The 25586-nt window shown below is 60.8% G+C and carries 18 protein-coding genes and 2 pseudogenes; 11 read left to right on the forward strand and 9 right to left on the reverse strand.

Annotated features, from left to right (window positions below; all coding sequences use genetic code 11):
* Positions 1–10: 10 nt before the first annotated feature.
* The 3 genes from E0E29_RS17600 to E0E29_RS17610 are packed head-to-tail and all read right to left on the reverse strand — an operon-like array spanning position 11 to position 2760.
* On the reverse strand, positions 11–1162 hold the full coding sequence (locus tag E0E29_RS17600; protein WP_130851046.1) for a phage portal family protein: 1152 nt from the start codon (positions 1160–1162) through the stop codon (positions 11–13).
* 27 nt (positions 1163–1189) lie between these two features.
* Complete coding sequence (locus E0E29_RS17605) at positions 1190–2437, reverse strand: PBSX family phage terminase large subunit (RefSeq protein WP_130851047.1); 1248 nt, start codon at positions 2435–2437, stop codon at positions 1190–1192.
* A complete protein-coding gene (locus tag E0E29_RS17610) occupies positions 2434–2760 on the reverse strand; it encodes an XRE family transcriptional regulator (protein WP_130851048.1) in 327 nt (108 codons plus the stop codon). Before E0E29_RS17610 ends, E0E29_RS17605 begins: the two co-directional genes overlap by 4 nt.
* 341 nt (positions 2761–3101) lie before the next feature.
* Between E0E29_RS17610 and E0E29_RS17615 the strand changes: the two genes are divergently transcribed.
* A complete protein-coding gene (locus E0E29_RS17615; RefSeq protein ID WP_130851049.1) occupies positions 3102–6329 on the forward strand; it encodes an S-layer homology domain-containing protein in 3228 nt (1075 codons plus the stop codon).
* Between the two features lie 74 nt (positions 6330–6403).
* Here E0E29_RS17615 and E0E29_RS17620 read toward each other — a convergent pair whose 3' ends face one another.
* Positions 6404–7408 carry a hypothetical protein gene (locus E0E29_RS17620; RefSeq protein WP_130851050.1) on the reverse strand — a complete coding sequence of 335 codons (1005 nt, stop codon included), beginning with the start codon at positions 7406–7408 and terminating at the stop codon, positions 6404–6406.
* Positions 7409–7651: 243 nt separating this feature from the next.
* Here E0E29_RS17620 and E0E29_RS17625 point away from each other — a divergent pair, with 243 nt between their 5' ends.
* The 4 genes from E0E29_RS17625 to E0E29_RS17640 all read left to right on the forward strand — a co-directional run bounded on the left by E0E29_RS17625 (position 7652) and on the right by E0E29_RS17640 (position 13632).
* Positions 7652–8080: an RrF2 family transcriptional regulator gene (locus E0E29_RS17625; RefSeq protein WP_130851051.1), complete on the forward strand. Its 429-nt coding sequence runs from the start codon at positions 7652–7654 to the stop codon at positions 8078–8080.
* An 83-nt stretch (positions 8081–8163) separates the two neighbouring features.
* Positions 8164–9192 (forward strand): methionine ABC transporter ATP-binding protein, encoded by a 1029-nt coding sequence (locus E0E29_RS17630; protein ID WP_130851052.1) that lies wholly within the window; start codon positions 8164–8166, stop codon positions 9190–9192.
* Positions 9185–9967, forward strand: coding sequence for a methionine ABC transporter permease (locus tag E0E29_RS17635; protein ID WP_130851053.1), 783 nt, complete (start codon positions 9185–9187; stop codon positions 9965–9967). Before E0E29_RS17630 ends, E0E29_RS17635 begins: the two co-directional genes overlap by 8 nt.
* A gap of 434 nt (positions 9968–10401) precedes the next feature.
* Positions 10402–13632 (forward strand): S-layer homology domain-containing protein, encoded by a 3231-nt coding sequence (locus E0E29_RS17640; RefSeq protein ID WP_130851054.1) that lies wholly within the window; start codon positions 10402–10404, stop codon positions 13630–13632.
* A 78-nt stretch (positions 13633–13710) separates the two neighbouring features.
* Here E0E29_RS17640 and E0E29_RS17645 read toward each other — a convergent pair whose 3' ends face one another.
* From E0E29_RS17645 to E0E29_RS17665, 5 genes are all read right to left on the reverse strand, one after another.
* Entirely contained in the window at positions 13711–14730 is a 1020-nt protein-coding gene (locus E0E29_RS17645; protein WP_130851055.1) for a hypothetical protein, read from the reverse strand.
* 187 nt (positions 14731–14917) lie between these two features.
* Entirely contained in the window at positions 14918–16645 is a 1728-nt protein-coding gene (locus tag E0E29_RS17650) for a phospho-sugar mutase (protein WP_130851056.1), read from the reverse strand.
* 96 nt (positions 16646–16741) lie between these two features.
* The gene (locus E0E29_RS17655) at positions 16742–17224 is read right to left on the reverse strand and encodes a 23S rRNA (pseudouridine(1915)-N(3))-methyltransferase RlmH (protein WP_130851057.1); all 483 of its coding nucleotides are present in this window, start codon (positions 17222–17224) and stop codon (positions 16742–16744) included.
* Between the two features lie 10 nt (positions 17225–17234).
* Positions 17235–18020, reverse strand: coding sequence for an MBL fold metallo-hydrolase (locus E0E29_RS17660; RefSeq protein ID WP_130851058.1), 786 nt, complete (start codon positions 18018–18020; stop codon positions 17235–17237).
* 96 nt (positions 18021–18116) lie between these two features.
* Positions 18117–19418, reverse strand: a complete 1302-nt coding sequence (locus E0E29_RS17665) for a UDP-N-acetylglucosamine 1-carboxyvinyltransferase (RefSeq protein ID WP_130851059.1) — start codon at positions 19416–19418, stop codon at positions 18117–18119.
* A 302-nt stretch (positions 19419–19720) separates the two neighbouring features.
* Here E0E29_RS17665 and E0E29_RS17670 point away from each other — a divergent pair, with 302 nt between their 5' ends.
* The 6 genes and pseudogenes from E0E29_RS17670 (at position 19721) to E0E29_RS17690 (ending at position 25540) form a co-directional block, all read left to right on the forward strand.
* Entirely contained in the window at positions 19721–20257 is a 537-nt protein-coding gene (locus tag E0E29_RS17670) for an NUDIX hydrolase (protein WP_130851060.1), read from the forward strand.
* Between the two features lie 34 nt (positions 20258–20291).
* Entirely contained in the window at positions 20292–20996 is a 705-nt protein-coding gene (locus tag E0E29_RS17675) for a response regulator (protein WP_130851061.1), read from the forward strand.
* A 1034-nt stretch (positions 20997–22030) separates the two neighbouring features.
* A pseudogene (locus E0E29_RS19365) lies at positions 22031–22792 on the forward strand (histidine kinase dimerization/phospho-acceptor domain-containing protein); the annotation flags it as partial.
* Between the two features lie 159 nt (positions 22793–22951).
* A pseudogene (locus E0E29_RS19370) lies at positions 22952–23296 on the forward strand (sensor histidine kinase); the annotation flags it as partial.
* On the forward strand, positions 23286–24668 hold the full coding sequence (locus E0E29_RS17685; protein WP_130851062.1) for a hypothetical protein: 1383 nt from the start codon (positions 23286–23288) through the stop codon (positions 24666–24668). The pseudogene E0E29_RS19370 and the gene E0E29_RS17685, both read left to right, overlap by 11 nt.
* 77 nt (positions 24669–24745) lie before the next feature.
* Positions 24746–25540: a hypothetical protein gene (locus E0E29_RS17690; protein WP_165449973.1), complete on the forward strand. Its 795-nt coding sequence runs from the start codon at positions 24746–24748 to the stop codon at positions 25538–25540.
* Positions 25541–25586 lie beyond the last annotated feature (46 nt).

Consider the following 25586-nt stretch of genomic DNA (forward strand, 5'->3'; position numbering starts at 1 on the left):
ACCCCTCCAATCACTTCTCTCCGTCGTTCTGCATGGCCAGGGCCCTGGCCTGCTCCCGGTAGAGGGCGGCCTTGCCCTCCTCCACCTCATCCTGCAAGTTAATGTCCGCCCACTCGATGCGGATATCGGTGCCGAAGCCGTGGACGGCCAGCCACAGCCGGCAGATTCGCCGGACCACCGGCTCCAGGGAGCGGCGGATGGCGGTGATCTCGCTGGTCATCATGTCGGCCTGCTGTGTGCTCATCCGCTCGGTGGAGGACCAGGACAGGCCCAGCAGGAAGGGCGGGATGCCGGTCCTGGCCACCAGCTGCTCCAGAATCTGCCGTACAGGCACCTGGCTGTCCAGGATCTGGTTGTCGGCGCCGATGACCTTAATGTCCACGTCGCCCACGGCCACGAAGTCCCGGACGCTGCCGTCCCGACCGGCCTGCATGGCGGCGGACCACTCCCGTGCCAGGGCGGAGCACCGCTCCTGGGCGCTGGCGCCGTCCAGGCCCTGTTCGGGCCGGTTGATGACGGCGAAGCGCAGATTCCCCACCCGCTCCCAGTTCATGCCCACCGCCTGATAGATCTTTAGGAGGATCTCGGTGAGGAAGGGCATGGACCGCAGGAGGGACACGCCGTAGGGGCAGTCGGCCTGGGGCTGGAAGGGGGTAAAGAGGAGCAGTTCCGGGTAGGGCAGGGGTTTGATCTGCCCGCTCTCATCCCTGGCACACAGTTGGAAGTCCAAGGGGGAATCCCCCTCCCGGATCTCCAGGAAGGCGGGGTCACCGCACAGGAGGGCGATGATCTCCCGCCCCTCCCGGTCCAGCACCAGCTCTCCCACAGCCCGTCCGCAGGTGAGCATGGTGTCTAGGTAGCAGTCCAGGAAGGACTGCAAGCCCCGCTGTCCCCTGCCGGTGTCCACCTCCGTGAGGAACCGTTCCAAACCCGCCTGGGCGGCGGTGTGGTCGCAGACCACTGTCAGCCCGCCCACCAGCCGGATGAGCTTGGAGAGGGCTGCGTCCACGATGGGAACGGCCTCCCGCACGGCCCGGTAGAGGGGGATCTGTGCGGTGTCCAGGGGAACGTACCGGTCCAGCACCCCGAAGGGGTGTCGCCCGCTGTCCCGGAGCTGGGCGGCAACGGTGGCGATGGCGGGCGGTTTCTTTTCAAAGCGCAATGGCAAACCCTCCTTTGTCAGTCGTTCTCAAAAGCGCCCCCGCTCCACGAAGCCCACGGCGGCGGCGCTGCCGGTCTCGGCGGCCAGGTCGGCGGCGAAGTAGCGCATGTCGTCCATGGCGTGGTCAAACTCCTTCCGCACCCGGTCGCCGCCGGCCTTCTGGTCCCAGCGGTAGAGCCCGAACTCCCGCAGGATGTCAGGGCAGTCCTCACAGATGACGATGCGTCTCTGGCGCAGGAGCTCGGCGGTGGTGCGGATGCCGGAGAGGACGTCGTTTTTGGCCTTGACCACGGGGAAGCCCTCCCGGCGGAGGGCCTCCAGGAAACTGGCGGCAGCGGGGTCCACGATGACCCGCTGGAGCTTCCGTCCTCCGGCCAGCTGTCGGAGATCCCGGACGTACTCACCGTCAGTGCGCTGGCAGCCCTCCTTTTTGGAGTCGAAGTAGAACTCCCGCACCCGGTACCAGACTCCGTTTTGTTTCCCCCACAGACCGAAGGAGGCGGGATTGACGGTGCCGTAGTCGCAGGAGATCCGCCAGGCCTCCATGGGCTCCTCCGGGGCCTTTTGGATGTAGTCGGGGCCGAAGAAGTCGTAGACCAGGCCCTCGGGTGTGGTCCACTCGCCCAGGACGAAGCGGCGGTAAAAGCTGCCCCGGAACTGCCGCTGGTAGCGCAGAATGGTCTCCCTGGAGAGGGAGGGGTTGTCCCACATGGTGAAGTGGAGGTAGAGGGCTCTCTTCTCCTCCTTACGGACGATCCACTCTCGGAAGAACCAGTGACCGGGTCCTTCCGGGTTGCAGGAAAACCACACCTTACTTCTCTCCACGGAGCACCGTGCCACAGCCTGCTCCACGAAGGATCGGGGCATGAGGGCCACCTCGTCCAGGAGGACGCCGGCCAGGGTAACGCCCTGGATGGCGGCGGCGCTTGCCTCGTCCTTTCCGCCGAAGAGGTAGAAAGTGTTTTCCCGTCCGGCGAAGCGGACGGTGAGCAGATTGCGGGAGAGCCGCTCCTCCAGCTCGAAGCCCAGCTCCTCCAGCAGGGGCCGGACGGGGGCCAGGAGGTTCCGGCGCACGCTGCCCATGGAGCGCCCGCACAGGGCGAACTGCTGCTTCTGGAAGGAGGCCATGGCCCAGCAGAAGAAGCTCAGGCCCATGCACAGGGTCTTGCCGCTGCGGACGGCGCCGTCACAGATGACGGCCTCCCGGTCCCGGGTCCTTGGGTCGCACCACCAGGTGAGGACCTGCTTTTGTTTTGGGGAGAATCCCCGGATCACTTGACCTCCTCCTGTTCCCCGTCCTGACCGCTGTCCCTGGCAGAGCTCTCCAGGGCGCGGAGGAAGTGTTCAGCGCCGTCGCCGCCCTTGTGGGCGATCTCGCAGAGCTTTTCCAGGGCCAGGACCTTGTCGATAAGCTTGATCTCCACGGCACCATTGCCGTGGCGTTTGAGTTCGGTCAGGGCCCGCAGGTCCATCCGGTCGATCTCCTCCATCCGCTCCTCGGTGAGGAACGCCAACTTGACGGCGTCGTTGGCCTTTTGGTCGGCCAGCCGTTCCAGCCGTCGGAGCACATCGTCTCTCCACTGCCTTTCGTTTTTCACCGGCACCCTCCTCTCAACCTACCTGAAAACACCCCCAAATGTTGCACGTTTGCGTACACCAATGGGGGAAAAATTTTTGCGATGCTACCAAAATGCTACCAAAAATATGGCTCAAACCATTGGGGCGCAATGGGTTCAGGAAACAGTCGAAATAAAATGCTACCAAGATGCTACCAAGGGAACTTTTCTCATTAAAACGGGCAGTCTTTTCCACAAAATGTGGAAAAGACTGCCCGTTTTTTGCGATGCAAGGGGCGTTATACGCCCGTAGCACGAGAAAAAGTTCGTATTTTCGGGTGGTTGTCCCCTAAAACCCCAAATTTTAGAAGGAGGAATTCTAAATGAGAAACCTCAAGCGGGCTCTCAGCCTGGCTCTGGCTTCTGTCATGGTCGTCTCCATGATGGTTGTCGGCGCTGGCGCCGCGAGCTATGACGACTTCTCCGACAAGGATAAGATCGTCAACAAAGAGGCCGTTCAGATGCTCGTCGAGCTGGGCGTCATCAACGGCAAGGATACCGGCGACTTCGATCCCACCGGTATTGTCACCCGTGCCGAGATGGCCAAGATGATCTGCGTCGTCCTGAACGGCGGCAAGGATCCCAGCCTGGGCACCACCGTCACCAACAGCTACACCGATACCGTGGGTCACTGGGCTTCCGGTTACATTGAGTACTGCACCCAGCTTGGCATCGTGGCTGGCGACGGCGCTGGCAAGTTCAACCCCAACGCCACCGTGACCGGCTCTGAGGCCGCCAAGATGCTGCTCGTCGCCATGGGCTACAAGTCCGAGGTCGAGGGCTTCACCGGCTCCAACTGGGCCATTGCTGTCAATGTGCGCGCCAACCAGAAGGGTCTGTACTCCGACCTGAGCATCTCCGTGGACGAGGGCCTGACCCGTGACTCCGCCGCTCAGATGGTCTACAACGCTCTGGATGCCGGCGTGGTCAGCTATGACTACACCCTGGTCACCGATGGTTCTTCCATCAGCTCCAGCCCCACCCTCATCGACAACAACAACAAGACCCTCCTCGAGGACAAGTTCAACGCTGTGAAGGTCGAGGGTGTTGTGGTCGCCAACGAGGTGGCCAACCTGAGCTCCACCTCTGAGAAGGGCTCCGCTCTGGAGGACGGCAAGACCTCCATCGCCATCACCAACGACGACGATCAGAGCGCTTACGCCGGCACCAAGACCTTTGCTGTCTCCACCGACATCAACGATCTGGGCCGCGCCGTGGTCATCTACGTCAAGAAGGACTCCAACTCCACCAAGGCCGAGGTCCTGGGCTCCGCCATCACCTCTTCCGACAACAAGGTGGTCGTGGACAACTCCAAGGACGCCATCGCTGATGTGGCTGATGACAACGATCTGACCATCGCTGCCAACGCCAAGATGGCCTTCAACTACGGCAACATGGTTTCCTACAACAAGGCTCTGGATCCCAAGACTGCCGGTGTTGAGAAGATTCTGGTCGATACCGACTCCGACGGTGATGTGGACTACGTCCTGGTGAACACCTACTCCTTCGGCAAGGTGACCACCTACACCACCTCCGGCGACGGCAACATCACCATCAGCACCAAGGACAAGGACGGCAAGACCTCCGCTCTGTCCGCTGACGACAAGGACGACGTGGTGGGCTTCGACGATGTGGCCAAGAACGACTATGTCCTGGCTGCTTACATCGGCGGCGACCTGCACGTGGCCAAGGCCGAGACTGTTGTGGGCGTGCTCAAGGCCTACAAGGGTTCCGATCCTGCTACCAAGCTGACCGTGGACGGCACTGACTACAACGTCTCCAACATCAAGAACATCTACACCGGCGGCGACGACGACATCACTGCTGCCAACACCTATGGCGCCAACAACCTGGACACCGAAGCCACCTTCTACCTGGATAAGAACGGCTACATCGTGGCCGTGGGCAACGTGTCCGAGAACGCTTACAACTACGCTCTGGTTATGGCCGAGGGTACCTCTGTTGACGAGCGCGTGAAGGTGGCTCTGGCTGACGGCACCACCGGCACCTACGATCTGAACACCAGCGGTCTGAAGCTGAGCCAGATTGAGGTGGGCAAGGTCTACGCCTACACCATCAACTCCGACAAGAAGATCAAGCTGACCAACGACACCACCACTGACGGTGACAGCGCCAAGGACGTCACCTTCACCAAGGGCAAGACCAGCATCGGCAAGGTGGGCACTTCTGACAAGACCTACTATGCCAACGGCAACACCGTCTTCTTCTACACCGCCAGTGTGAAGGGCGTCTCCATTAGCGATGTGGACGTCTACAGCGGCTACGCCAAGGCTCCCACCCTGGATGCCAACAAGGCTGCTGCCACCGTGTACCTGAAGAACGACCGCGTCATGGCCGTTGTCTTTACCGGTGAGAATCTGACCACCGCCAATGTGGACGACAACCTCTACATCTCCAGCGTGGGCACCAGCACCAGCGACTACACCAACGCCACTGCCTTTATCGCCGGCAGCACTGAGGCTACCAGCATTAAGGTTTCCGGCAGCGTGAAGAGCGGTGTTGTGTACACCTACACCATCAACTCCGATGGTTACTATGAGCTCAAGAGCGTGCCTGCCGGCAACTCCATTGCCGACGCCACCGTTTACCTGGCCAACAGCAATACCGTGGTCTTTGACAAGGCCGACACCAAGACTGAGCTGAAGATCACCTCCAAGACCCTGCTGGTCAACGACAGCGACTACCTGAGCGATCCCGTGGCCGAGCTGGGCGCTGGCCCCGACGTGGGCGATAAGATCGCCGCCGTCATCTACAACAACGACGACGAGGCTCTGCTCATCGTGGTCAAGAACACCGAGAAGAAGGACGACGAGGATGTGGTCGTGAAGGACTACACCAACGTCACTGACAACGCCGGCACCCTGACCATCGACCACTATCAGAGCTCCCTGTCTACCGCCGAGATCCAGACCGTTCTGAAGACCTGGGCCAAGGCCGACAGCGTGAAGTACAACGCTAGCGACAAGACTGCTACCTTCGTGGGCGGCGCCTATGACGGCAGCACCCTGAAGGTGGAGCTGAACAAGGTGGTCAACATCACCGTGAACGGCACCAACAAGTACGTTACCAAGGATACCAAGCTCGATGCTCTGGGTCTGGACGGTACTTATGCTAAGGTGACCGATACGGATAGTGGCGACAGCTACAAGAAGATTGACAACAATACCGCTATCGTTGATGGTTACAAGTACGAGGGCGGCTATTATGAGGTCAAGGCTCCTACTGTTGCTTCTGATGCTTCTTCCACTGGTGTGAACGGCGTTAAGCTGATCGCTGCCAAGGCGGATGTGGAGTATGCCAAGAAGGATCAGGTTGTCACCATTACGGTTACTACCGATAAGGGTAAAATCGATGATTCCAAGAGCTGCGACATTAGCGCCACTGTTACTCCTAACGTGGACGTGACTGGTGCTACCACCAAGACTGGCGAGAGCAGCAACGTTCAGGCCGAGGAGACCTATACCATTTCCTTCAAGATGCCTGGCGAAGATGTGACTGCTATCGAAGTGACTCTGGCTGATCACACCTAATTAAGCGGTTAATAGTCTAGCTTAAACAAGCACCCCCGGACCAAATTTGGTCCGGGGGTGCTTTTATCCTATACTTAGATTACTGCCAATCCGTAGTCAAACAGTGTCATGGTACTGCCGCCGCTCAGATCTAGAGTGAACTTGAGCTTGACACCTCCGGACTCTGTCTCCCTGTCAAAGGAAAACTCAGTCTCCGTACAGGAAACGCCATTCAGCGGCTCTGTGGTGCTTCTGTCTTCCCCCTGAACAAAAGAATGTTCCTGGCCTCCGGCCACCAGCGCAGCGGTCACCGTACCGTTTTTATGTCGGACCCATAGGCGGAACGATGCTCCAGCGGGTATTGTATTGGATCGGGTGACCAGTTCTCCGGATGTGCCGCTGACGGGCGTAAAGCGCAGAATACCACCCAGGTTGGAGCCCGTGCTGTCCTTCGCGTACCGCCACGCCGTGTGCAGGTCCAGCCAGACGGTGACCGAATCTCCCGCCTTTACGTCCACGCTCTGCTGAAACTTGAGATCGCCCCTGCCGGTGTTGTAAGAGGCAATGACGGGGGTATCTGCGGTACCGGTCAAACGGGTCTTCCCATTGACTCGAACCTCATATTTGACCTCCACCGACGTCTCCCAGCTTAGGCCATTGTAAAGTTCCAAGCCGATCCCGGTCAATCGACCGTTTCCGGATGTGATAACCGACCTGGTCTCCGCAGCACCTCCACTGCTGCTCTGTTCGCCATAACCCAGGGAGAGGTCCGACTGTCCGGTTTTGCTTAGAGCCACTGCGCCATCTGAAAGCAGGAGCGTTTGACTCATGGACGAGGTTCCACCTTTGTCGATGAACCCATCAAACAACAACGCCTTTTTCCAGCCGGTATACTTGCCCGCATAGTCGTTTTGCAGGATCAGGTTGTAGATATTGTAGCTCTGGTCCTCCAGACCGCTGAGCGCCTTGCTTGCCTGCGACGACGCCGCGGCGACGGCGGCATCGAGCTTCTCATTGTCCTGATTGAATTCCTCCCGTAAAAACTTGTCCTCTGGCTGCCACTGGCACAGCCCGTAATTCGCGGTGTATCCGCTTGCCATTTTGCATCCCTCCTCACCCTTGTGCGCCCCGTACTTCAAAGTTGCATGCCCTTTCCATCCCCGGGCCATGCCCTGCCCTGACGCCCCACTGGGCCCGATTTTCCGGTCTCAGGTCGGATTTTCGACCGGCTCCGGCTGGCAGAGCCAGCAAAATCTGGCGCCGCACTTGAAAACATACTATTCCTGTGGTATTATAGGAACACACACTTGCAGACTGCATAAAAATGAGCGAGGAAGGTTCCCATGAAAATTTCCACAAAGGGCCGTTACGCCCTGCGGCTAATGTTGGATCTGGCGCTGTCAGACCCCGGCGTCCCCGTTCCGCTCCGGGACGTGGCCCAGCGGCAGGACATTTCCGATAAATATTTGGAGCAGATCGTCACCCCCCTCTCCCGGTCCGGACTGGTTCGCAGCGTCCGCGGCGCCGGGGGCGGCTATCTCTTGACCCGCGATCCGGCGGAATACACAGTAGGGGAGATCCTCCGTCCTCTGGAGGGCAGCCTTGCCCCGGTGAGCTGTGTGGACGGCAGCGAGTGCTGCTGCCGTGCCGAACAGTGCGTCACTGTGGAGGTCTGGCGGGAGATCCAGCAGGCTGTGGCCGGCGTGGTGGACCACATCACCTTGGCCGACCTGGTGGAGCGCCAGCGCAGGAAGGCGGACCAAGAGGGCTGAACGGCTTGACAGGCCACGACCTGTGGGCATACAATACCCTTTGTGTCCGTGTGACAGAGAGAAAGTAGGGAGGAATCCATCCCGTGATTGAGCTCAAACACATTTCCAAAATCTTTCCCACCGCCGACGGGGAATTTCAGGCTCTGACCGACGTGAGCCTTACCATCCCCACCGGGGATATTTTCGGTATCGTGGGCATGTCCGGTGCCGGCAAGTCCACCCTGGTCCGGTGCATCAACCTGCTGGAGCGGCCCACTACGGGCCAGGTCCTCATTGACGGTCTGCTGGACGAGAGCGGCAAGGCGGTGGATCTGTGTACCCTGTCCTCCGCCCAGCTGCGGAAGGCCCGGCGGGGCATCAGCATGATCTTTCAGCAGTTCAACCTGCTCATGCAACGCACCTGCCTGGACAACATCTGCTTCCCCATGGAGATCGCCGGGGTGAGCAAGGCCAAGGCCCGGGAGCGGGCCCGGGAGTTGCTGGACACCGTGGGCCTGCCCGACAAGGCGGACGCCTATCCCTCCCAGCTATCCGGCGGCCAGAAGCAACGCATCGCTATCGCCCGTGCCCTGGCCTCCAATCCTAAGATCCTGCTCTGTGACGAGGCCACCTCCGCCCTGGACCCCACCACTACCCGCAGCATCCTGCGACTCATCCAAGACATCAATCGCCGCCTAGGCATCACCGTTGTGGTCATCACCCACGAGATGGCGGTGGTGGAGGAGATCTGTACCCACGTGGCCATTCTGGAGCACGGCCACATGGTGGAGACCGGCTCTGTGGCGGAGGTCTTTTCCAACCCCAAGACCGAAGCCGGACGGCGTCTGGTCTACCCCGAGGGCGTCCAGATCGACCAGCTGCCCCCCGCCGGCGTGGTCCGTATTGCCTTCAACGGCGGCTCCTCCTACGAGCCTCTCATCGCCTCTCTGGCCATCGACTGCGGCGTGAAGGTGAACATCCTGGGCGCCGATACCCGTAACGTGAACGGCCAGGCCTTCGGCACCATGCTGCTGGGCCTGCCCGAGGACAAGAACGAGGCCGCCAAGGCCATGAATTACTTAAAAGCGCAAAAAGATGTAACGGTGGAGGAGGTGCACGACTACCATGGCTGAGTTTCTCGCTTTTCTGGGCCCTGACGCGGCGGAAGAGGTTCAATACCTCATCAGCAACGTGCCCTTTGCCATCTGGGAGACCCTTTACTCCACCGTGCTGGCGACGCTCTTTGCCTATATCATCGGCCTGCCCCTGGGTGTGTTGCTGGTGGTGGGCGAGGAGGGCGGCGTACTGCCCCTCCCCAAGGCCCTGATGACCGTGCTCAACGTGGTGGTCAACCTGCTGCGCTCGGTGCCCTTCCTCATCCTGATGGTAGTGGTCTTCCCCCTCTCCCGCGTCCTTTTGGGCACCTCCATCGGCACCAAGGCCACCATTGTCCCGCTGTTCATCGCCGCCTTCCCCTTTGTGGCCCGTCTGGTAGAGGCCTCCATCCGTGAGATGGATCGGGGCATCATCGAGGCCGCCCAGTCCATGGGCTGCTCCCCCTTCCAGATTATCACCAAGGTCATCCTGCCCGAGTGCGTCCCCTCTCTTCTCACCGGCTTTGCCACCGCCTTCGTCACCATCCTCAGCTACGGCGCCATGTCGGGCGCCATCGGCGGCGGCGGCCTGGGCGCCATGGCCCTGAACCGTGGCTACACCCGCCACCAGAACATCGTGCTCTGGGGCGCCGTCATCCTGCTAGTCATCCTGGTCCAGATCTTCCAGACCATCGGCACCCGCCTGGCCGTGGGTTTGGACCGCCGTCTCTCCGACAAGGGAGGCAAAAAGCGGGGCCGCAAAGCGGCCATGAAAAAACTCAAACTGGACCGCCGCATCCCAGATGGCATGTAAAATTTCTACAAGCCGGACAAACTTATTGTTTGTCCGGCTCTGTTTTTAGTGCATAATCATCGCTTGACAGGAGCTTGTTCCGGTTGTAAACTAGGTGCAACCCAAGCGGAACTGAATAACGCCCCTCAAACGCGAAGAAGAGGAGAGTAGGCGGGAAGATACGTCGCAGAGAGCCCGGTATGGTGGGAACGGGTACGGAAGGTCCTGTTGAAGATGGCCTTGGAGCGGTGCGGCTGACTGCGGAAACGCATAGGTCGTGACGGGTGCGCCCGTAAGCGCGCAGGAGTATGCTTGTACTCCATAAGGCCCCTGTCGTGAGGCAGGGGTGAAGCAAGGTGGTACCACGAAGCGTTGGCTTTCGTCCTTGAATGTGATTCAAGGGCGTTTTTTTGTGCTCCGAACTGGGAAAGAAAGAATGAAAAGGAGAATGAACCATGAAGAAATTTGCCTCTCTGCTCCTGTCCGGAGCACTGACCGTGGGCCTGCTGGCCGGCTGCGCCGGCGGCGGCGCCTCCAGCACCCCCGCCCCCGAGACCACCACCCCCGCCGAAAGCGNTGACGACTTCTCCGACAAGGATAAGATCGTCAACAAAGAGGCCGTTCAGATGCTCGTCGAGCTGGGCGTCATCAACGGCAAGGATACCGGCGACTTCGATCCCACCGGTATTGTCACCCGTGCCGAGATGGCCAAGATGATCTGCGTCGTCCTGAACGGCGGCAAGGATCCCAGCCTGGGCACCACCGTCACCAACAGCTACACCGATACCGTGGGTCACTGGGCTTCCGGTTACATTGAGTACTGCACCCAGCTTGGCATCGTGGCTGGCGACGGCGCTGGCAAGTTCAACCCCAACGCCACCGTGACCGGCTCTGAGGCCGCCAAGATGCTGCTCGTCGCCATGGGCTACAAGTCCGAGGTCGAGGGCTTCACCGGCTCCAACTGGGCCATTGCTGTCAATGTGCGCGCCAACCAGAAGGGTCTGTACTCCGACCTGAGCATCTCCGTGGACGAGGGCCTGACCCGTGACTCCGCCGCTCAGATGGTCTACAACGCTCTGGATGCCGGCGTGGTCAGCTATGACTACACCCTGGTCACCGATGGTTCTTCCATCAGCTCCAGCCCCACCCTCATCGACAACAACAACAAGACCCTCCTCGAGGACAAGTTCAACGCTGTGAAGGTCGAGGGTGTTGTGGTCGCCAATGAGTTTGCTAACCTGAGCTCCACCAGCACCAACAGCGATTACGCCAAGGGTGTTGTGGGTTCCGCTCTGGACGAGGGCAAGACCAAGGTCATCATCACCAACGGCGATGACCAGAAGGTTTACACCGGCACCGAGACCTTCGCTGTCTCCTCCGGCAAGGACGTTCTGGGCCGCTCCGTGGTGATCTATGTCAAGAAGGCCACCAACGCTGCCAAGGCTGAGGTCCTGGGCTCCGTCATCACCTCCACCGACAACAAGGTGGTCGTGGACTACAGCGGTGACTCCGTGAAGGACGTTGCTGATGACAACGATCTGAGCTTCACCAGCAGCACTCAGATCGCCTACAACTACGCTTCCATGGCCGCCCTCACCGACACCTCCATTGGTTCTGCCGGTTACGAGAAGATCATTGTCGATACCGATGATGACGGCGATGTGGACTACGTCCTCTACAACAACTATCAGCTGGGCAAGGTGACCAAGTACTCCACCTCCAGCGACGGCTCCATCACTGTTTCCCTGGCTTCCGGCTCCTACACCGTGGACGACAAGGTTGACGTGGTCGGCTTTGACGACGTGGCTAAGGACGACTATGTCATGGCTTCCTTCTTCGGCGGCAAGCTGTACGTCGAGGCTGTTGAGACTGTGACTGGCACCATCGAGGCCTACAAGAACAGCAGCAAGAACGACTTCACCACCAAGCTGACCATTGACGGCACCGACTACAACATCTCCAACGTGCCCACCTACACCGGCACCGAGCTGTTCGCCGCCAACAAGACCTTCGTGGATGACACCGCCAGCCTGGACACCGAGGCTACCTTCTATCTCGACCAGCAGGGCTACATCGTGGCCACCGGCGAGGTCGTGGAGTCCGCCTACAACTTTGCCTATGTGATTGAGTCCTCTGATGCCACCCTGGAGGATCTGGTGAAGGTCGTCCTGTCTGACGGCACCAAGGCTACCTACACCCTCAGCGACAAGAGCCCCGTGGATATCGACAATGTTGATGATGGCAACGTCTACGCCTACACCATTGACTCCAAGAAGGAGATCAAGCTGACTGCTGTCACCGACAACGGCACCTTCCAGCAGGACGCCACTTCCAGCGCCGCCTTTGAGAAGGGCAAGAGCACCATTACCGTCACCGGCAGCACCGCTCCCGCCAACGACGGCAAGTACTTTGCCAATAACAGCACCGCTTTCTTCTACGTGAACGGCGATAAGGTCGAGGTCTACACCGGCCGCGATGCCGCTCCCAGCGTGAACAGCACCACCGGTGCTACCGTCGTCGTGAACCGCTCCGGCGCTGCCGCCGCTGTGGTGTTCGAGGGCGTGGTGGCCAAGGCCTCCGTGGGCGATCACATGTTCGTCTACAGCCTGGCCAACATCTCCAGCGACTACATCAACGCCAACGTGGTCCTCAACGGCAAGGACACCACCGAGACCGTGAAGATCGACGCCAGTGACAAGAACATCCTGAAGGCCGACACCCTGTACACCTACACCGTGAACAGCGACGGCTACTATGAGATCAACACCGTCACCGGCGAGGACTTTTACAAGACCAGCACTGTGTCCCGCGTCTACACCAACTCCGTCGTCACCACCGCTGGTGAGTATCTGATCAACGGCAACACCGTGGTCATCGACAACGACGGCAACCCCGGCACTCCCGACGTGGCCCTGAAGGGCGCTCTGGCCAAGGGTGACGAGGTCCAGTTCCTGCTGGATGACGACACCATCGTGATGATCGTGATCACCAAGCATGAGGCCGAGATTCCCACCCAGGGTGAGGTCAACGGCAATGTGACCGCTACCTTCTCCCTGAGCGGTGGCCTGAAGTTCTCCTGCACCAACGGCTACGTGCCCAGCGATGCTGAGAAGATCGCTGCTGCCAAGGCCGCTGTCGCCAAGGCTCTCGATGTGAACGCCTCCGACGTTACCGTTTCTGTCTCCGGCACCACTTGGACCGTCGGCGCTAACGGCAACAGCTGGAACGGCACTCCTGCCGAGAACACTGTCGCTGTTACCACTGCTGATCAGGACACCCACCTGGCTTATACTGCCAACTGGAAGAACGACCCCACTTATGGTTGCTTCTATGATCTGGTCAACACCGGTTATGTGACCTTTGACGCCCAGATCTTTGCCACTGCCAACAATGCCATCACTGTCAGCGGCAAGGTCATTGCCACCGATGTTAACACCAAGGTTCCCGGCTTTGGCACCAATCCTGCCAACCCCACCGAGACCATTAAGAATCTGTACTGCACCGGCGGTTCTGCTACCTCTCAGAACAACCTGGGCGATTCCACCAAGTTTGCTGTCATCGCTCTCTACGATGCGGCTGACGGTGGTTCCGCCAAGTACGTTCTGGTTGGTAACGACGGCCCTGCCACTACCACTGTCACTGTTGGTTCCACCCAGTACACCATCACTTGGGATCTGACCTGGTAATTTAAATTGCCACTCTTCAAGTGAAAAGAAAGAGGACCCCGGCTTATGGCCGGGGTCCTCTTCTATACTTTTGTACACTTAAATCCACAGTATTCCATAATCAAATATCTCCATCGTGTTCTCAGTGTCACCTAATGTTGCCGTAAGTACGATACGGAACTGGCCTTCCAAAAAGCTGTGGTCCAAATAGAAAGATGCTTCTGTGCATGCCTTGCGGTTGAGTGGTTCCACTGCGGCCTTCTGCCCGCCGGGCATCAGGTTCTGCACCTCATCACCCTCCCGCTGAACGCTGAGTGAAACGCTTCCACCCTGATGCCGCACCCAAGCTCTTAGTCCATCGCTGGCCGGAAGGCCGGACTGTGTTTGACAGACCGTCCCGCTGCTGCCTGAGACAGGTGTCACATACAATGTCCCAGCCAACGATCCGGCCCGGTCACCGCCAGTAATCCAAAAATGGGTGCTTGGTGCTTCCAGCGTAAAGGTAAAGATGTCTCCCGTGCTCAAACCTACGGCTTCGGGAAATGTGATCCTGAATTCCTTCGTCTGGTCACGGCTTAGTCCACTTAACTCATATTGTCCAGACAAGACATCCTCACCATTGCGGGTAAAGTGGTACGGCATGTATTCGGCACTGCTCATAGCGACGTCTGTATATACCTGAAAGGTAAATCCAGTCGCATAGCCCGTTCCCTCTGCTGTCTTGCTTTCCGTCACACCGGAGGTCCGCGTGGATTGACTACCATACGGATAACTCACGTTCCCCTGTCCCGTCCGTCCAAGAATAAGGCTCCCACTGTTCAACAGGAGCGATGCACTTAGTTCACGGTCCACTTCTCCCACGAACCCATCAAAAATCAGTGCCTTTTTATACCCGGTGTACTTTCCCTCATAGTCGTTTTGCAGCAGCAGGTTGCAGAGGTTATAATTTATCGTCTCCAGCCTGGTACGCACCCGACCGGTTTCTGCCGTCGCCCTGTCCTCCGCCGCCTTCAGGGCGGCATCTAGCTTCTCGTTGTCCTGATTGAATTCCTCACGCAAAAACTTGTCCGACCGCTGCCACTGACACAGTCCATAATTCGCGGTGTATCCGCTTGCCATTTTGCATCCCTCCTCATAGAAGGGTGCTCCGGCGGCCAAAGTTGCACCTGTAATAAATCACCAGAAATCACCCTGCCGTTCCGCCGGTCCCGGTCCCATAACCTGGACCTGAAAAGAAAAACAAAGACAAAAACAGCCCCGCCATCTCCCATGGGAGACAGCGGGGCTATCGTTTTTTGGTCAGTGCTCAGCCCTTGAGGGATTCCGCCCAGACGACGTATTTGGCCACCTTCTCGTCGCACTCGGCCTGAGTCACGCCGTTAGCCAGGATGTAGACCTTGACCTTAGGCTCGGTGCCGGAGGGACGGACGATGAGGCTGGTGCCGTCGGCCATCTCGTAGCGCAGCACGTTGGAGCCGGAGAGCTCCATGGTGGACTTGGCGCCATCGGAGACGTTGACCACGGATCCGTCCTTGTAGTCCTTCTGCTGGAGGACCCCAACGCCGGAGATCTCCACCGGGGGGTGCTCCCGCAGGCCGGCCATTAGATCGGCCATCTTCTTGAGGCCGTCCAGACCGGGCATGACCAGGTTCAGAGTCTTCTCGGCGTAGAAGCCGTACTTCTCATAGCACTTCTGGAGGGCGTCGTACAGGGTCATGCCCTGTCCGGCGTACCAGGCCGCCATCTCGGTGAGGCACAGAGCGGCGGTCACCGCATCCTTGTCCCGGACGTAGTCGCCCAGCATATAGCCGTAGCTCTCCTCGTAGGCGAAGATCACCTTGCCCTCGCCGGCGTTCTCCAGCTTGTCCTTCTTCTCGGCCAGGAACTTGAAGCCGGTGAAGGTGTCATAGCAGGCAAGGCCGTTGGTCTCGGCCACCTTCCGGGCCATCTCGGTGGTGACGATGGTCTTGAGGGCCACCGGCTTTTCCGGCATCTTGCCGGTGCGCTGCTTGGCACCGATGAGGTAGTCCAGCAGCAGTACGCCGGTCTGGTTGCCGGTGATGGTGACATACTCGCCCTTGTCGTTCTTCACCATGATACCCACACGGTCGGCGTCGGGGTCGGAGCCCAGAATGAAGTCGGCGCCCTCCTTCTTGGCCAGGTCCACCGCCAGATAGAAGCCCTCGGGGTTCTCCGGGTTGGGGGAGACCACGGTGGGGAAGTTGCCGTCCACCACCATCTGCTCAGGCACGCAGATGACGTGCTTCATGCCCAGACGCTTGAGCACCTCGGGGATGAGCTTGTAGCCGGTGCCGTGGAAGGGGGTGTAGATCATCTTGAAGGTGTCGGCCACCTTCTCCACCGCCGCCTTGTCGTTGACCTGGCCCATGACGTTGGAGAGGAACTTCTCATCGGTCTCCGCCCCCATGAGGGTGATCAGGCCACTCTTCACCGCCTCATCATAGTCCATGCGGACGATGGAGTCGAAGAGGTCCAGCTCGGCCATCTTCTTGGCGATGGCGTCGGCGTGGTGGGGGGGCAGCTGGGCGCCGTCCTGCCAGTAGACCTTGTAGCCGTTGTACTCCTTGGGGTTGTGGCTGGCGGTGACGTTGACGCCGGCGATGCAGTGGTACTCGCGGACGGCGAAGGACACCTCAGGGGTGGGGCGCAGGGACTCGAAGAGCCGCACCTTGATGCCGTTGCCCGCCATGACGCAGGCCGTCTCCTTGGCGAACTCAGCGGAGTGGTTGCGGCAGTCGAAGCAGACGGCCACGCCACGCTCCATGGCCTCCTTCCCCTCGGCCTTGATGACCTCGGCAAAGGCCTGGGTGGCGTGGCGGATCACATGGACGTTCATCTGGTGCAGACCCACGCACATGGTGCCGCGAAGACCGGCGGTGCCGAACTCCAGGGGTGCGAAGAAACGGCTTTCGATCTCCTTTTCGTCGCCGGAAATGCTCTCCAGCTCGGCCTTCTCCTCGGAGGACAGGGCGGGGCTGTGGAGCCACTTTTCATATGTATCTCGGTAGGACATTGGAAGAACCTCCCATCATCTTTGTTGTCAAAATTATAACACAATTCCAAGGGGAACTACAATGGTTATTTGTTGAAACCTGACAGAGCGGCGGCTTCATTTGTGGTAATCGGAGCCCTCATTGATCTTGAAGGCCCGGTAGACCTGCTCCAGCAGCATGACCCGGGCCAGGTGGTGGGGGAAGGTCATGGGAGACATGGACAGCTTCACCCAGGCCTGGGCCTTCAGAGAGGGGTGGAGGCCGTAGGAGCTGCCGATGAGAAAGACCAGGTGCTTGGCGCTGCTCAGGCTCCAGTCGGACACCAGCTTGGCCAAGTCCTCACTGGAGCAGAGCTTTCCCTCCACGCACAGGGCCACCAGACTGGAGTTGGGGGGCAGCTTGGCCCGGACGGCGGCGGCCTCCTTCTCCAGGGCGGCGTCGATCTGGGCCCGGGAGGGAGACTTGGGTAAGCGCTCCTCGGGGAGCTCCGTCAGGGTGAGGCGGCAGTAGCCCCCCAGCCGCTTGACGTACTCCGCCGCCGCCTCGGTATAGAATTTCTCCTTCAGCTTTCCCACGCAGAGGATGTGTACGTCCAGCATGGCGGCCTCCTTATACAGTATAGACGGGTCCGGTCTGGTCCCGGGGGGCCACCGCCAGGGTGAGGCCCGGTTCCCAGGCGCCGTGGGCGCTCAGAATGGCGCTGACGGCGTCAAAGGCCCGCTGGGGAGTGTTGTTCTCCCTGGACAGGTGGGCCAGCACCACGGCCCGGGCACCGCCATCCACGGCGGAGAGGGCCAGGGCGCCCCCGTCCTCATTGGACAGGTGGCCCTTCTCCCCCAGGATGCGGGCCTGGAGATAGTAGGGGTAGGGGCCGGATCGGACCCAGTCGGGGTCGTGGTTGGCCTCCACCAGCACTAGCTGGGCCCCCGCCATGCCGTTGCGGACGGCCTCGGTGACCACACCCAGGTCGGTGACCAGGGCGGCCTTCCGGTTCCCGCTGGAGAAGGCGAAGCCCATCGGTTCCGCGGCATCGTGGGAGATGGGGAAGGTCTCCACATCCAGACCGCCCACAGTGAAGCTGCTCCCCGGGGCGCAGGTCCGGACCACGTCCTCCAGAGCGGCAATGCGATAGCATAGCTGCCGGGCGGTGCCGGGGCTGGTGTAGACCGGCAGCCGGAACCGCTTATGTAGGGTGGCAAGGCCAGAGATGTGGTCGGCGTGCTCATGGGTGATGAGGATGCCGGCAAGGGACTCCGGCGGGATGTTCAGCCCAGCCAAGGCAGTACAGATCCGGCGGCAGGAGATGCCCACGTCCAGCAGCAGATGGGTCTCCCCATCGGAGAGCAGGACGCAGTTGCCGGAGGAGCCGCTGGCCAGTGTAGTCAATGTCAGCAACGGTGATCGCTCCCAGTGTTCATATCGGTAAGTTCAGCGCAAAAGCGCAAAAAACATGGGCGGCGGATCACATACCGCCGCCCTCGTGTTCGATTCTCAGCCCACGGAGGCCTGGGCCTTCTCCTCGTCCGGGGTGACCACCACGCGGATATCGGCGCCCACGCCGGAGAGCTTGCGGACGATGTCCTCATAGCCCCGCTCGATATAGTGAATGCAGTCCACCTCGGTGGTGCCCTGGGCGGCCAGACCGGCGATGACCATGGCGGCGCCGGCCCGGAGGTCACAGGCCTGCACCGGCGCGCCGGTGAGCTTGTCCACCCCTTCAATGACGGCGATCTTGCCGTCCACCTGCACCTGAGCGCCCATGCGGCGGATCTCATCCACATAGCGGTAGCGGCTGTCCCAGACGCCCTCGGTGATGACACTGGTGCCCTCCGCCATGCACAGTGCCACGGCGATCTGAGGCTGCATGTCGGTGGGGAAGCCGGGGTAGGGCAGGGTCTTCACATTGGTGCGGGTGAGCCGGCGGTTGGGGTCCCGGCGAACCAGTACGGAGTCGTCGGATTCCTCCACCTCCACCCCCATCTCCACCAGCTTGGCGGTGATGCAGTCCAGGTGCTTGGGAATCACGTTCTTGATGCGGACCTCGCCGCCGGCAGCGGCCACGGCAGCCATATAGGTGCCCGCCTCGATCTGGTCGGGGATGATGGAGTAGGTGCCGCCGCTCAGGCGGTCCACGCCCCGGATTTTGATGACATCGGTGCCGGCGCCCATAATGTCGGCACCCATGGAGTTGAGGAAGTTGGCCAGATCCACGATGTGGGGCTCCTTGGCGGCATTTTCAATGATGGTCATGCCCTTGGCCAGCACGGCGGCCAGCATGATGTTCATGGTGGCGCCCACGGAGACGATGTCCAGATAGACCTGACCGCCCTGGAGACGGCCGCCCTGGGCCTTGGCGTTGATATAGCCGCCGCTCACGTCCACATCGGCCCCCATGGCGACAAAGCCCTTGATGTGCTGGTCGATAGGCCGGGCGCCCAGGTGGCAGCCGCCCGGCGGCGGCACCTGGGAGGAGCCGAACCGGCCCAGCAGGGCACCGATGAGATAATAGGAGGCCCGAATCTGTCGGGCCATCACGTCGGGTACCTTGGCGTTGCGGATGTGGGTACAGTCGATGTCCACCGTGGTTCGGTCCACGGTGCGCACATCGGCGCCCAGCTCCTGGAGGATCTTCAAAAGAAGGGTCACGTCGCTGATCTGGGGAATGTTCTCGATCCGGCACACACCGTCCACCAGCAGGGCGGCGGGAATGATAGCCACCGCGGCGTTTTTGGCGCCGCTGATCTCGATCTCTCCGTACAGCGGTCTGCCCCCGTGAATCACATACTTCGTCAAAACCGCACCTTCTATTCTCCTCGCACCCTCCGGCTCGCCGAAAGGGGCGCGTCAAGGGCCGGGAAATGGTCCTAGGCCCGGTAAATGTTTCTTTTACAGGCGGGCGCTCACAGGTGCCCGCTCCGATGCGACAATATTATACCATCCCTAGTATGTAAAAGCAAAAGAAATTTTACACGAATGTTACGGCTTTCTCCACTGGAAATCTTTTCTTTTGCCGGTGTGTCTGAGACGGCCGGTGATTGCAGTCCACAGCAAACCGTGGTATACTGATTTTAATTCTGCAAACAGGAGCGGTGGACATGGAAATGTACGAAAAAACGGTATCCAGCAAGCCGATCTTCAAAGGTGTCATTGTGGACCTGCGGGTGGATCGGGTGACCCTGCCAAACGGCGCTGAGGCGGGCCGTGAGGTTGTCTCCCATCCCGGCGGCGTGTGTGTGGTGCCTTACCACGACGACGGCACCGTCACCGTGGTGCGGCAGTTCCGCTACCCCTTCGGCAAGGTCATCACCGAGCTGCCCGCCGGCAAGCTGGAGCGCGGGGAAGACCACCGTCTTGCCGGTATCCGGGAGCTGGAAGAGGAGACCGGACTCACCGCTGATTCTTTTGAATATCTGGGTGGATTGCTGTCCTCGCCGGGCTTTTCCGACGAGGTGATCCACCTTTATCTGGCCCGTGGACTCCACCAGGGACCCTGCCACCCTGACCCCGACGAGTTCCTGGAGCTGGACCGGGTACCCTTTGAAGTGCTGCTGGAGCAGGCCATGGACGGCCGGCTTCAGGACGCCAAGACCGTGGCCGGGCTGCTGAAAACCAAGGTTCTGCTGGGCCTGTGACCGACACCGATATGGACAAGCTGGGAGGCGCGATATGGGAAAGACCATTCTGATCGTAGAGGACGAGAAGAACATTGTCGACATCCTCAATTATAACCTGACCAAGGAGGGCTATACCGCTCTGGAGGCCTACGACGGAGAGGCCGGACTCCAGCTGGCCCTGGAACAGGACCCGGACCTCATCCTGCTGGACCTGATGCTGCCCAAGAAGAACGGCTTCGATGTCTGCCGGGAGATCCGGCAGGCCGGCCGTACCACTCCAATCCTGATGCTCACCGCCCGTGAGGAGGAGACTGACAAGGTCCTGGGCCTGGAGCTGGGGGCCGACGACTATATCACAAAGCCCTTCTCCATGCGGGAGCTCATGGCCCGAGTGAAGGCCAACATCCGCCGCAGCACCATGGTTCCGGCTGAACCCTCCGCCAAGCCGGCCGTCGGCCGTTTGGAGCTGGGCCGCATCACCATCGACACCGAGCTGCTCATGGCCTACAAGGACGGTGCCCCCCTGGACCTCACCCAGCGGGAGTATGAGCTGCTCAAGTTCCTGGCCTCCAACCCGGGGAAGGTCTTCTCCCGGGAGGCCCTCATGGAGAACGTGTGGAACTACGAAGGATACGTGGGCGACGTCCGGGCGGTGGACGTCGCCGTCCGCCGCCTGCGCGAAAAGGTGGAGGACGACCCGGCCAGTCCCCAGTTTGTAGTGACCAGGCGCGGTCTGGGCTACCTCTTTAACGCCTGAATTTTCAAATCACTCGGGCCGGATCGGCCTCCACAGGGCCCCATCGCAGATGGGACCGCCGTCAGGCGGTATAGGGTGCCGCCGGCACCCTGGCGCAGGGGCAATTCACTTGCCCTGAGCATGTGGAGTCCTCTGCGGGGTCCCCGTGGGGCTGGAGCCCCATGGGGAGATGGACGATCCGTCCAGTCCCCAGTTTGTAGTGACCAGGCGCGGTCTGGGCTACCTCTTTAACGCCTGAATTTTCAAATCACTCGGGCCGGATCGGCCTCCACAGGGCCCCATCGCAGATGGGACCGCCGTCAGGCGGTATAGGGTGCCGCCGGCACCCTGGCGCAGGGGCAATTCACTTGCCCTGAGCATGTGGAGTCCTCTGCGGGGTCCCCGTGGGGCTGGAGCCCCATGGGGAGATGGACGATCCGGCCAGTCCTCAGTTTGTTGTGACCAGACGCGGTCTGGGCTACCTCTTCAACGCCTGAGCATCCCCTACGCCCAATCACGCCTGAGAAAGGAGGTCCGCTCCCATGTTCCGCTCTCTCCATATGAAGCTGGTGCTCATCATGGTGCTGCTCATCATTTCCCTGATGACGGTGGTGGGCGCCTTTCTGATGAACGCCGTGGTGCGGTACTACCTGGACGACTTCAACACCCGTATGAGCAGCATGTTCTCTGCCCAGGACCTCTATGAGGACCTCACCAACCCCTACGAAGGGGAGGAGGACGGCGTGGCCGGTCTCCAGGACGTGCTCAGGGCCAATATGGGCGAGCTGGGCGTGGACGGGCGCACCCGCTACTATTTCATTTTGGACGGCACCACCGGGGCCTATCTGGCTGGCTCCGATGACCAGCTGGGCCAGAGCCTGGACAAGAGTCCCAACGTGCTCCGGGCGCTGGCCACCGGGGAGCCGGCCACCGACAGCGACATCACCGCCGACTTTATGGATGTGGCCATCCCCATCACCCGGGGTGAGGTCCCCTATATCATCCAGATCTACGATAACCGCCAGACGGTGACCGAGCTCAACAGTTCCATCTTCATGCTCATCATACAGGCGCTGATCTTCGGCCTCATCTCCTCGGTGCTCCTCTCCTTCCTGCTGGCCAAGACCATGATCACCCCCATCGAACGGCTCACCGCCGGCGCCAAGCGGGTGGCCTCCGGGGACTTCTCCCGGAAGCTGGAGGTGGCCTCCAAGGATGAGATCGGCGTGCTCACCGCCACCTTTAACTCCATGGCCCGGCAGCTCCAGGCCACCATCCGGGAGGCGGAGAACGAGCGCAATAAGCTGGACACCCTCTTCCTCCACATGACCGACGGTGTGGTGGCCTTCAGCCGGGAGGACGGCGTGATTCAGAAAAACCCGGCGGCCGAGGACATGCTGGGCCGTCCCATCCTACCCGAGGACACCTATGAAAGCCTCTTTGGGGACCTGGCGCCCCTGGATCAGATCCTGAGCCTGGAGCAGCCCGGATATCAGGAGGCCGAGCGCACTGCCGGCAACCGGAGCCTGGAGCTGCTGCTGGCCCCCTTCGATCAGGAGAGCGGCCAGGGCGGCGTGATGGTGGTCATCCACGACGTCACCACTCAGCGCCGGAACGAGGAGATGCGCCGGGAGTTCGTGGCCAACGTATCCCATGAGCTGCGCACCCCCCTCACCAACATTCGCAGCTATGCCGAGACGCTGGTGGACAGCGCGGGAGATATCCCCCCCACCATGGAGAAAAACTTCCTGGGGGTCATCCTCAACGAGTCCGACCGCATGACCCACATCGTCCAGGACCTGCTCACCCTGTCCCGGTTCGACTCCGGCCGCAGCGAGCTCAAGCTGGAGCGGTTCTCCTTCTCCGCAGCCGTCCGGGATATCTACAACGCCGTGCTTATGGACGCCCAGCGCCATGGACACACCCTCACGCTGGAGGTTGCCCCCGATGTCCCCGATATCGTGGGGGACCGGGACCGGGTGCTCCAGGTGATGATGAATGTGGTCTCCAACGCCATCAAGTATACCCCTGACGGCGGGCAGATCGCCATTTCCGCCGGCCGGAACCCCCTGCGGGTGTGGATGGAGGTGTCCGACAACGGCATTGGCATCCCCGAGGCCGATCGTCCCCGCATTTTTGAGCGGTTCTACCGGGTGGACAAGGCCCGGTCCCGGGAGTCGGGCGGCACCGGCCTGGGTCTTTCCATCGCCAAGGAGATCGTAGACCGCCACGAGGGCATCATTGCCCTGGTGGACCGGCCGGGGCCCGGCACCACCATCCGCATCGAGCTGCCCATTGAGGGACCTGCCCATGGGAAATGAGAAAAAGCGCTCCCTCATCGAGTGGGGAAAAAACGCGCTCATCGTACTGCTGGCCCTGTCGGCACTGTATCTGTTGGGCCGTACGCAGCTCTACGTGGACGGCGCCGCCAGCGGCGGCCATCTGCTGTCCGGCCTGAAGTCCATCTTTTCCGAGGAGGAGCCTGTCTCTCCCAGTCAGGTGCTGGGGGACTGGAGTCAGGGCACCCTGCCCCGTCCTGTCCGCATGGTGGTCCTCACGCCTCAGGGCAGCGCCGGCATCCAGTACGACAATACCGTTCTGGACAGCCTCTTTCTGGAGTTCACCAACCCCCTGGCCGACGCACTGACCAGCGCGGGTACACCACAGCAGGTCAGTGAGGAAGCATTCCGTACGGCTCTGAGCGCTCAGCGGCCCGGCATCTATCTGGATTTTCTCGGGCGGGTGCCGCTGACCAATCTGACGGCCTGGCTGAGCGGCGGACGTGCCGGAAATGTGGAGCTGCCCCACAGTATTCGCCGTATGCTCCTTACTTTGAGTGAGGACGGACGGGTATTGCTGTACTTTATTGATGAAAATACAGGCAACTGCTATGTCTCCGAGACGGCTTCCGATTTGGCCCAGCGGCTGGAGCGGTTCGTAGCGGGGGTCTCGCCCAATGGCGCCGCCTTTGCCTTCCAGAGTGGGGAGGCCTATGCCAGCCTGGCGCCCTACACACTGCTTGGAGGCGGTGTATCGCCCCAGCCGGACCGGTTCTCCGTGACCAACCCGGTCCCCATCACCGACGGTGGTGAGGACTACGGTGACGCCTTTGAGGCTCTGGTGCGGAGCCTGTCCTTCCAGCCCCAGTCCATGTCCTACCGGAGCCGGGACGGCGTCACCATCCAGGAGGGTTCGGAGAAGCTGCGCTTCAGTGACAGCGGCCAGGTGACCTATGAGGCCGCCGAGCGTACCGATCCCCGTTTTCCCCTCCAGGGCCTGAGCCAGAATCCCACGGAGTGGGAGCTGGTGGGAAGTGCCTGGGCCTTTGTGGAACGGGTTTTCCAGACCAGTTCCGCCTCCCCGCTGTGCGGAGATGCGCGGCTGTATATCCAGGGGCTGGAGGAGACGGAGGACGGCGTGGCCGTTCTCATCGGCTACCAGCTGGACGGCGCCGCCGTGGTAGTGGGACAGCTGGGCTGTGCCGCCCGAATCGAGATTTCCGACGGCGCCATCACCGGCTTTCAGCTCCAGCTGCGCAAGTACACCTATGTGCAGCAGGGGCCCCAGGTGCTGCCGGAGCTCCAGGCCACCGCCGCACTGGAGGCACAGGAGGCCCAGGGCTCGGAGCTGCTGCTCTATTACTATGACGATCTGCGCGGCGACGAGGTCACCGCGGACTGGGGCGCGTTCTGAGTCCGCGCCTTGAGAGGAGGTGAGTCATCCTGGAGTGGTCTAAGCTGAAGAACATCATTATTATCATGCTCTCCTGCGTGAACGTCTTTTTGCTGGTACTGGTGCTCCACCGCCAGCAGGAGAGCCGAAACTACTCGGAGAACGCCCGGGAGGATGCCATCACCGTGCTGTGGAACACCTGCCGGATCGAGTTGGACCGGGAGTTGCTGCCGGAGGAGATGGAGCTGTCGCCCATGGTGGTGCAGCGGGACCAGGTTCTGGAGCAGAGCCAGGCCGCCGCGCTGCTGGGTGAGCTGACAGCCACGCCGTCAGACTCCATGCGGTATGAGGGCACCAAGGGTACCGCTCAGTTTTATATCAACGGCGCCTTTTCCGCCGAGTTTTATGAGGGGGCCTATCCGGTGGATGAGCGCACACCGGAGGAATTCGCGCTCACCCTCATGGAAGGGCTTGGAATCGATGCGCAAGTGCAGACCTCCGACACCGCCGCCTGGCCCCGGCAGGGGGCGGTCGTCGTCCGCCAGAGCTGGGAGGATGTGCCCATTTTTGACTGCACCGCCACCCTGATGTTTCAGGATGGAGAGCTGCGGGAGATTCAGCGGGACACCAGCCACCGTCTGGTGGGTACGCCTCAGCCTGTGAGCGGCGAGCGCTGTCTGGATACGGTAACGCTGCTGCTGCGGTTTGCCGACTATGTCAAGCAGAACAGCCGCGTGTGCAGTGAGATCACCGGCTTTGTCGCCGGCTACACCATGGACGCCCAGACAGAGCCCACTCGTCTGATCCCCACCTGGTATGTGACCACCGACAACGGCGCCTACTACTGGAATGCCGTCACCGGCGATATCCGCCCGGAGCAGGCGGACACCTGAGTACGAAACACAAAACAAGACCCGTCGCCAGAGGGAGTTTCCATCT

This window comes from Intestinimonas timonensis (assembly GCF_900626145.1).
Lineage (GTDB): Bacteria > Bacillota > Clostridia > Oscillospirales > Oscillospiraceae > Intestinimonas > Intestinimonas aquisgranensis.

Bases quoted from the DNA above. Each gene is read 5' to 3' on its own strand.
- E0E29_RS17615 (WP_130851049.1), top strand. From the start codon at position 3,102: ATGAGAAACCTCAAGCGGGCTCTCAGCCTGGCTCTGGCTTCTGTCATG.
- E0E29_RS17645 (WP_130851055.1), bottom strand. From the start codon at position 14,730: ATGGCAAGCGGATACACCGCGAATTATGGACTGTGTCAGTGGCAGCGG.
- E0E29_RS17685 (WP_130851062.1), top strand. From the start codon at position 23,286: ATGGGAAATGAGAAAAAGCGCTCCCTCATCGAGTGGGGAAAAAACGCG.
- E0E29_RS17635 (WP_130851053.1), top strand. From the start codon at position 9,185: ATGGCTGAGTTTCTCGCTTTTCTGGGCCCTGACGCGGCGGAAGAGGTT.
- E0E29_RS17625 (WP_130851051.1), top strand. From the start codon at position 7,652: ATGAAAATTTCCACAAAGGGCCGTTACGCCCTGCGGCTAATGTTGGAT.
- E0E29_RS17670 (WP_130851060.1), top strand. From the start codon at position 19,721: ATGGAAATGTACGAAAAAACGGTATCCAGCAAGCCGATCTTCAAAGGT.
- E0E29_RS17620 (WP_130851050.1), bottom strand. From the start codon at position 7,408: ATGGCAAGCGGATACACCGCGAATTACGGGCTGTGCCAGTGGCAGCCA.
- E0E29_RS17655 (WP_130851057.1), bottom strand. From the start codon at position 17,224: ATGCTGGACGTACACATCCTCTGCGTGGGAAAGCTGAAGGAGAAATTC.
- E0E29_RS17650 (WP_130851056.1), bottom strand. From the start codon at position 16,645: ATGTCCTACCGAGATACATATGAAAAGTGGCTCCACAGCCCCGCCCTG.
- E0E29_RS17675 (WP_130851061.1), top strand. From the start codon at position 20,292: ATGGGAAAGACCATTCTGATCGTAGAGGACGAGAAGAACATTGTCGAC.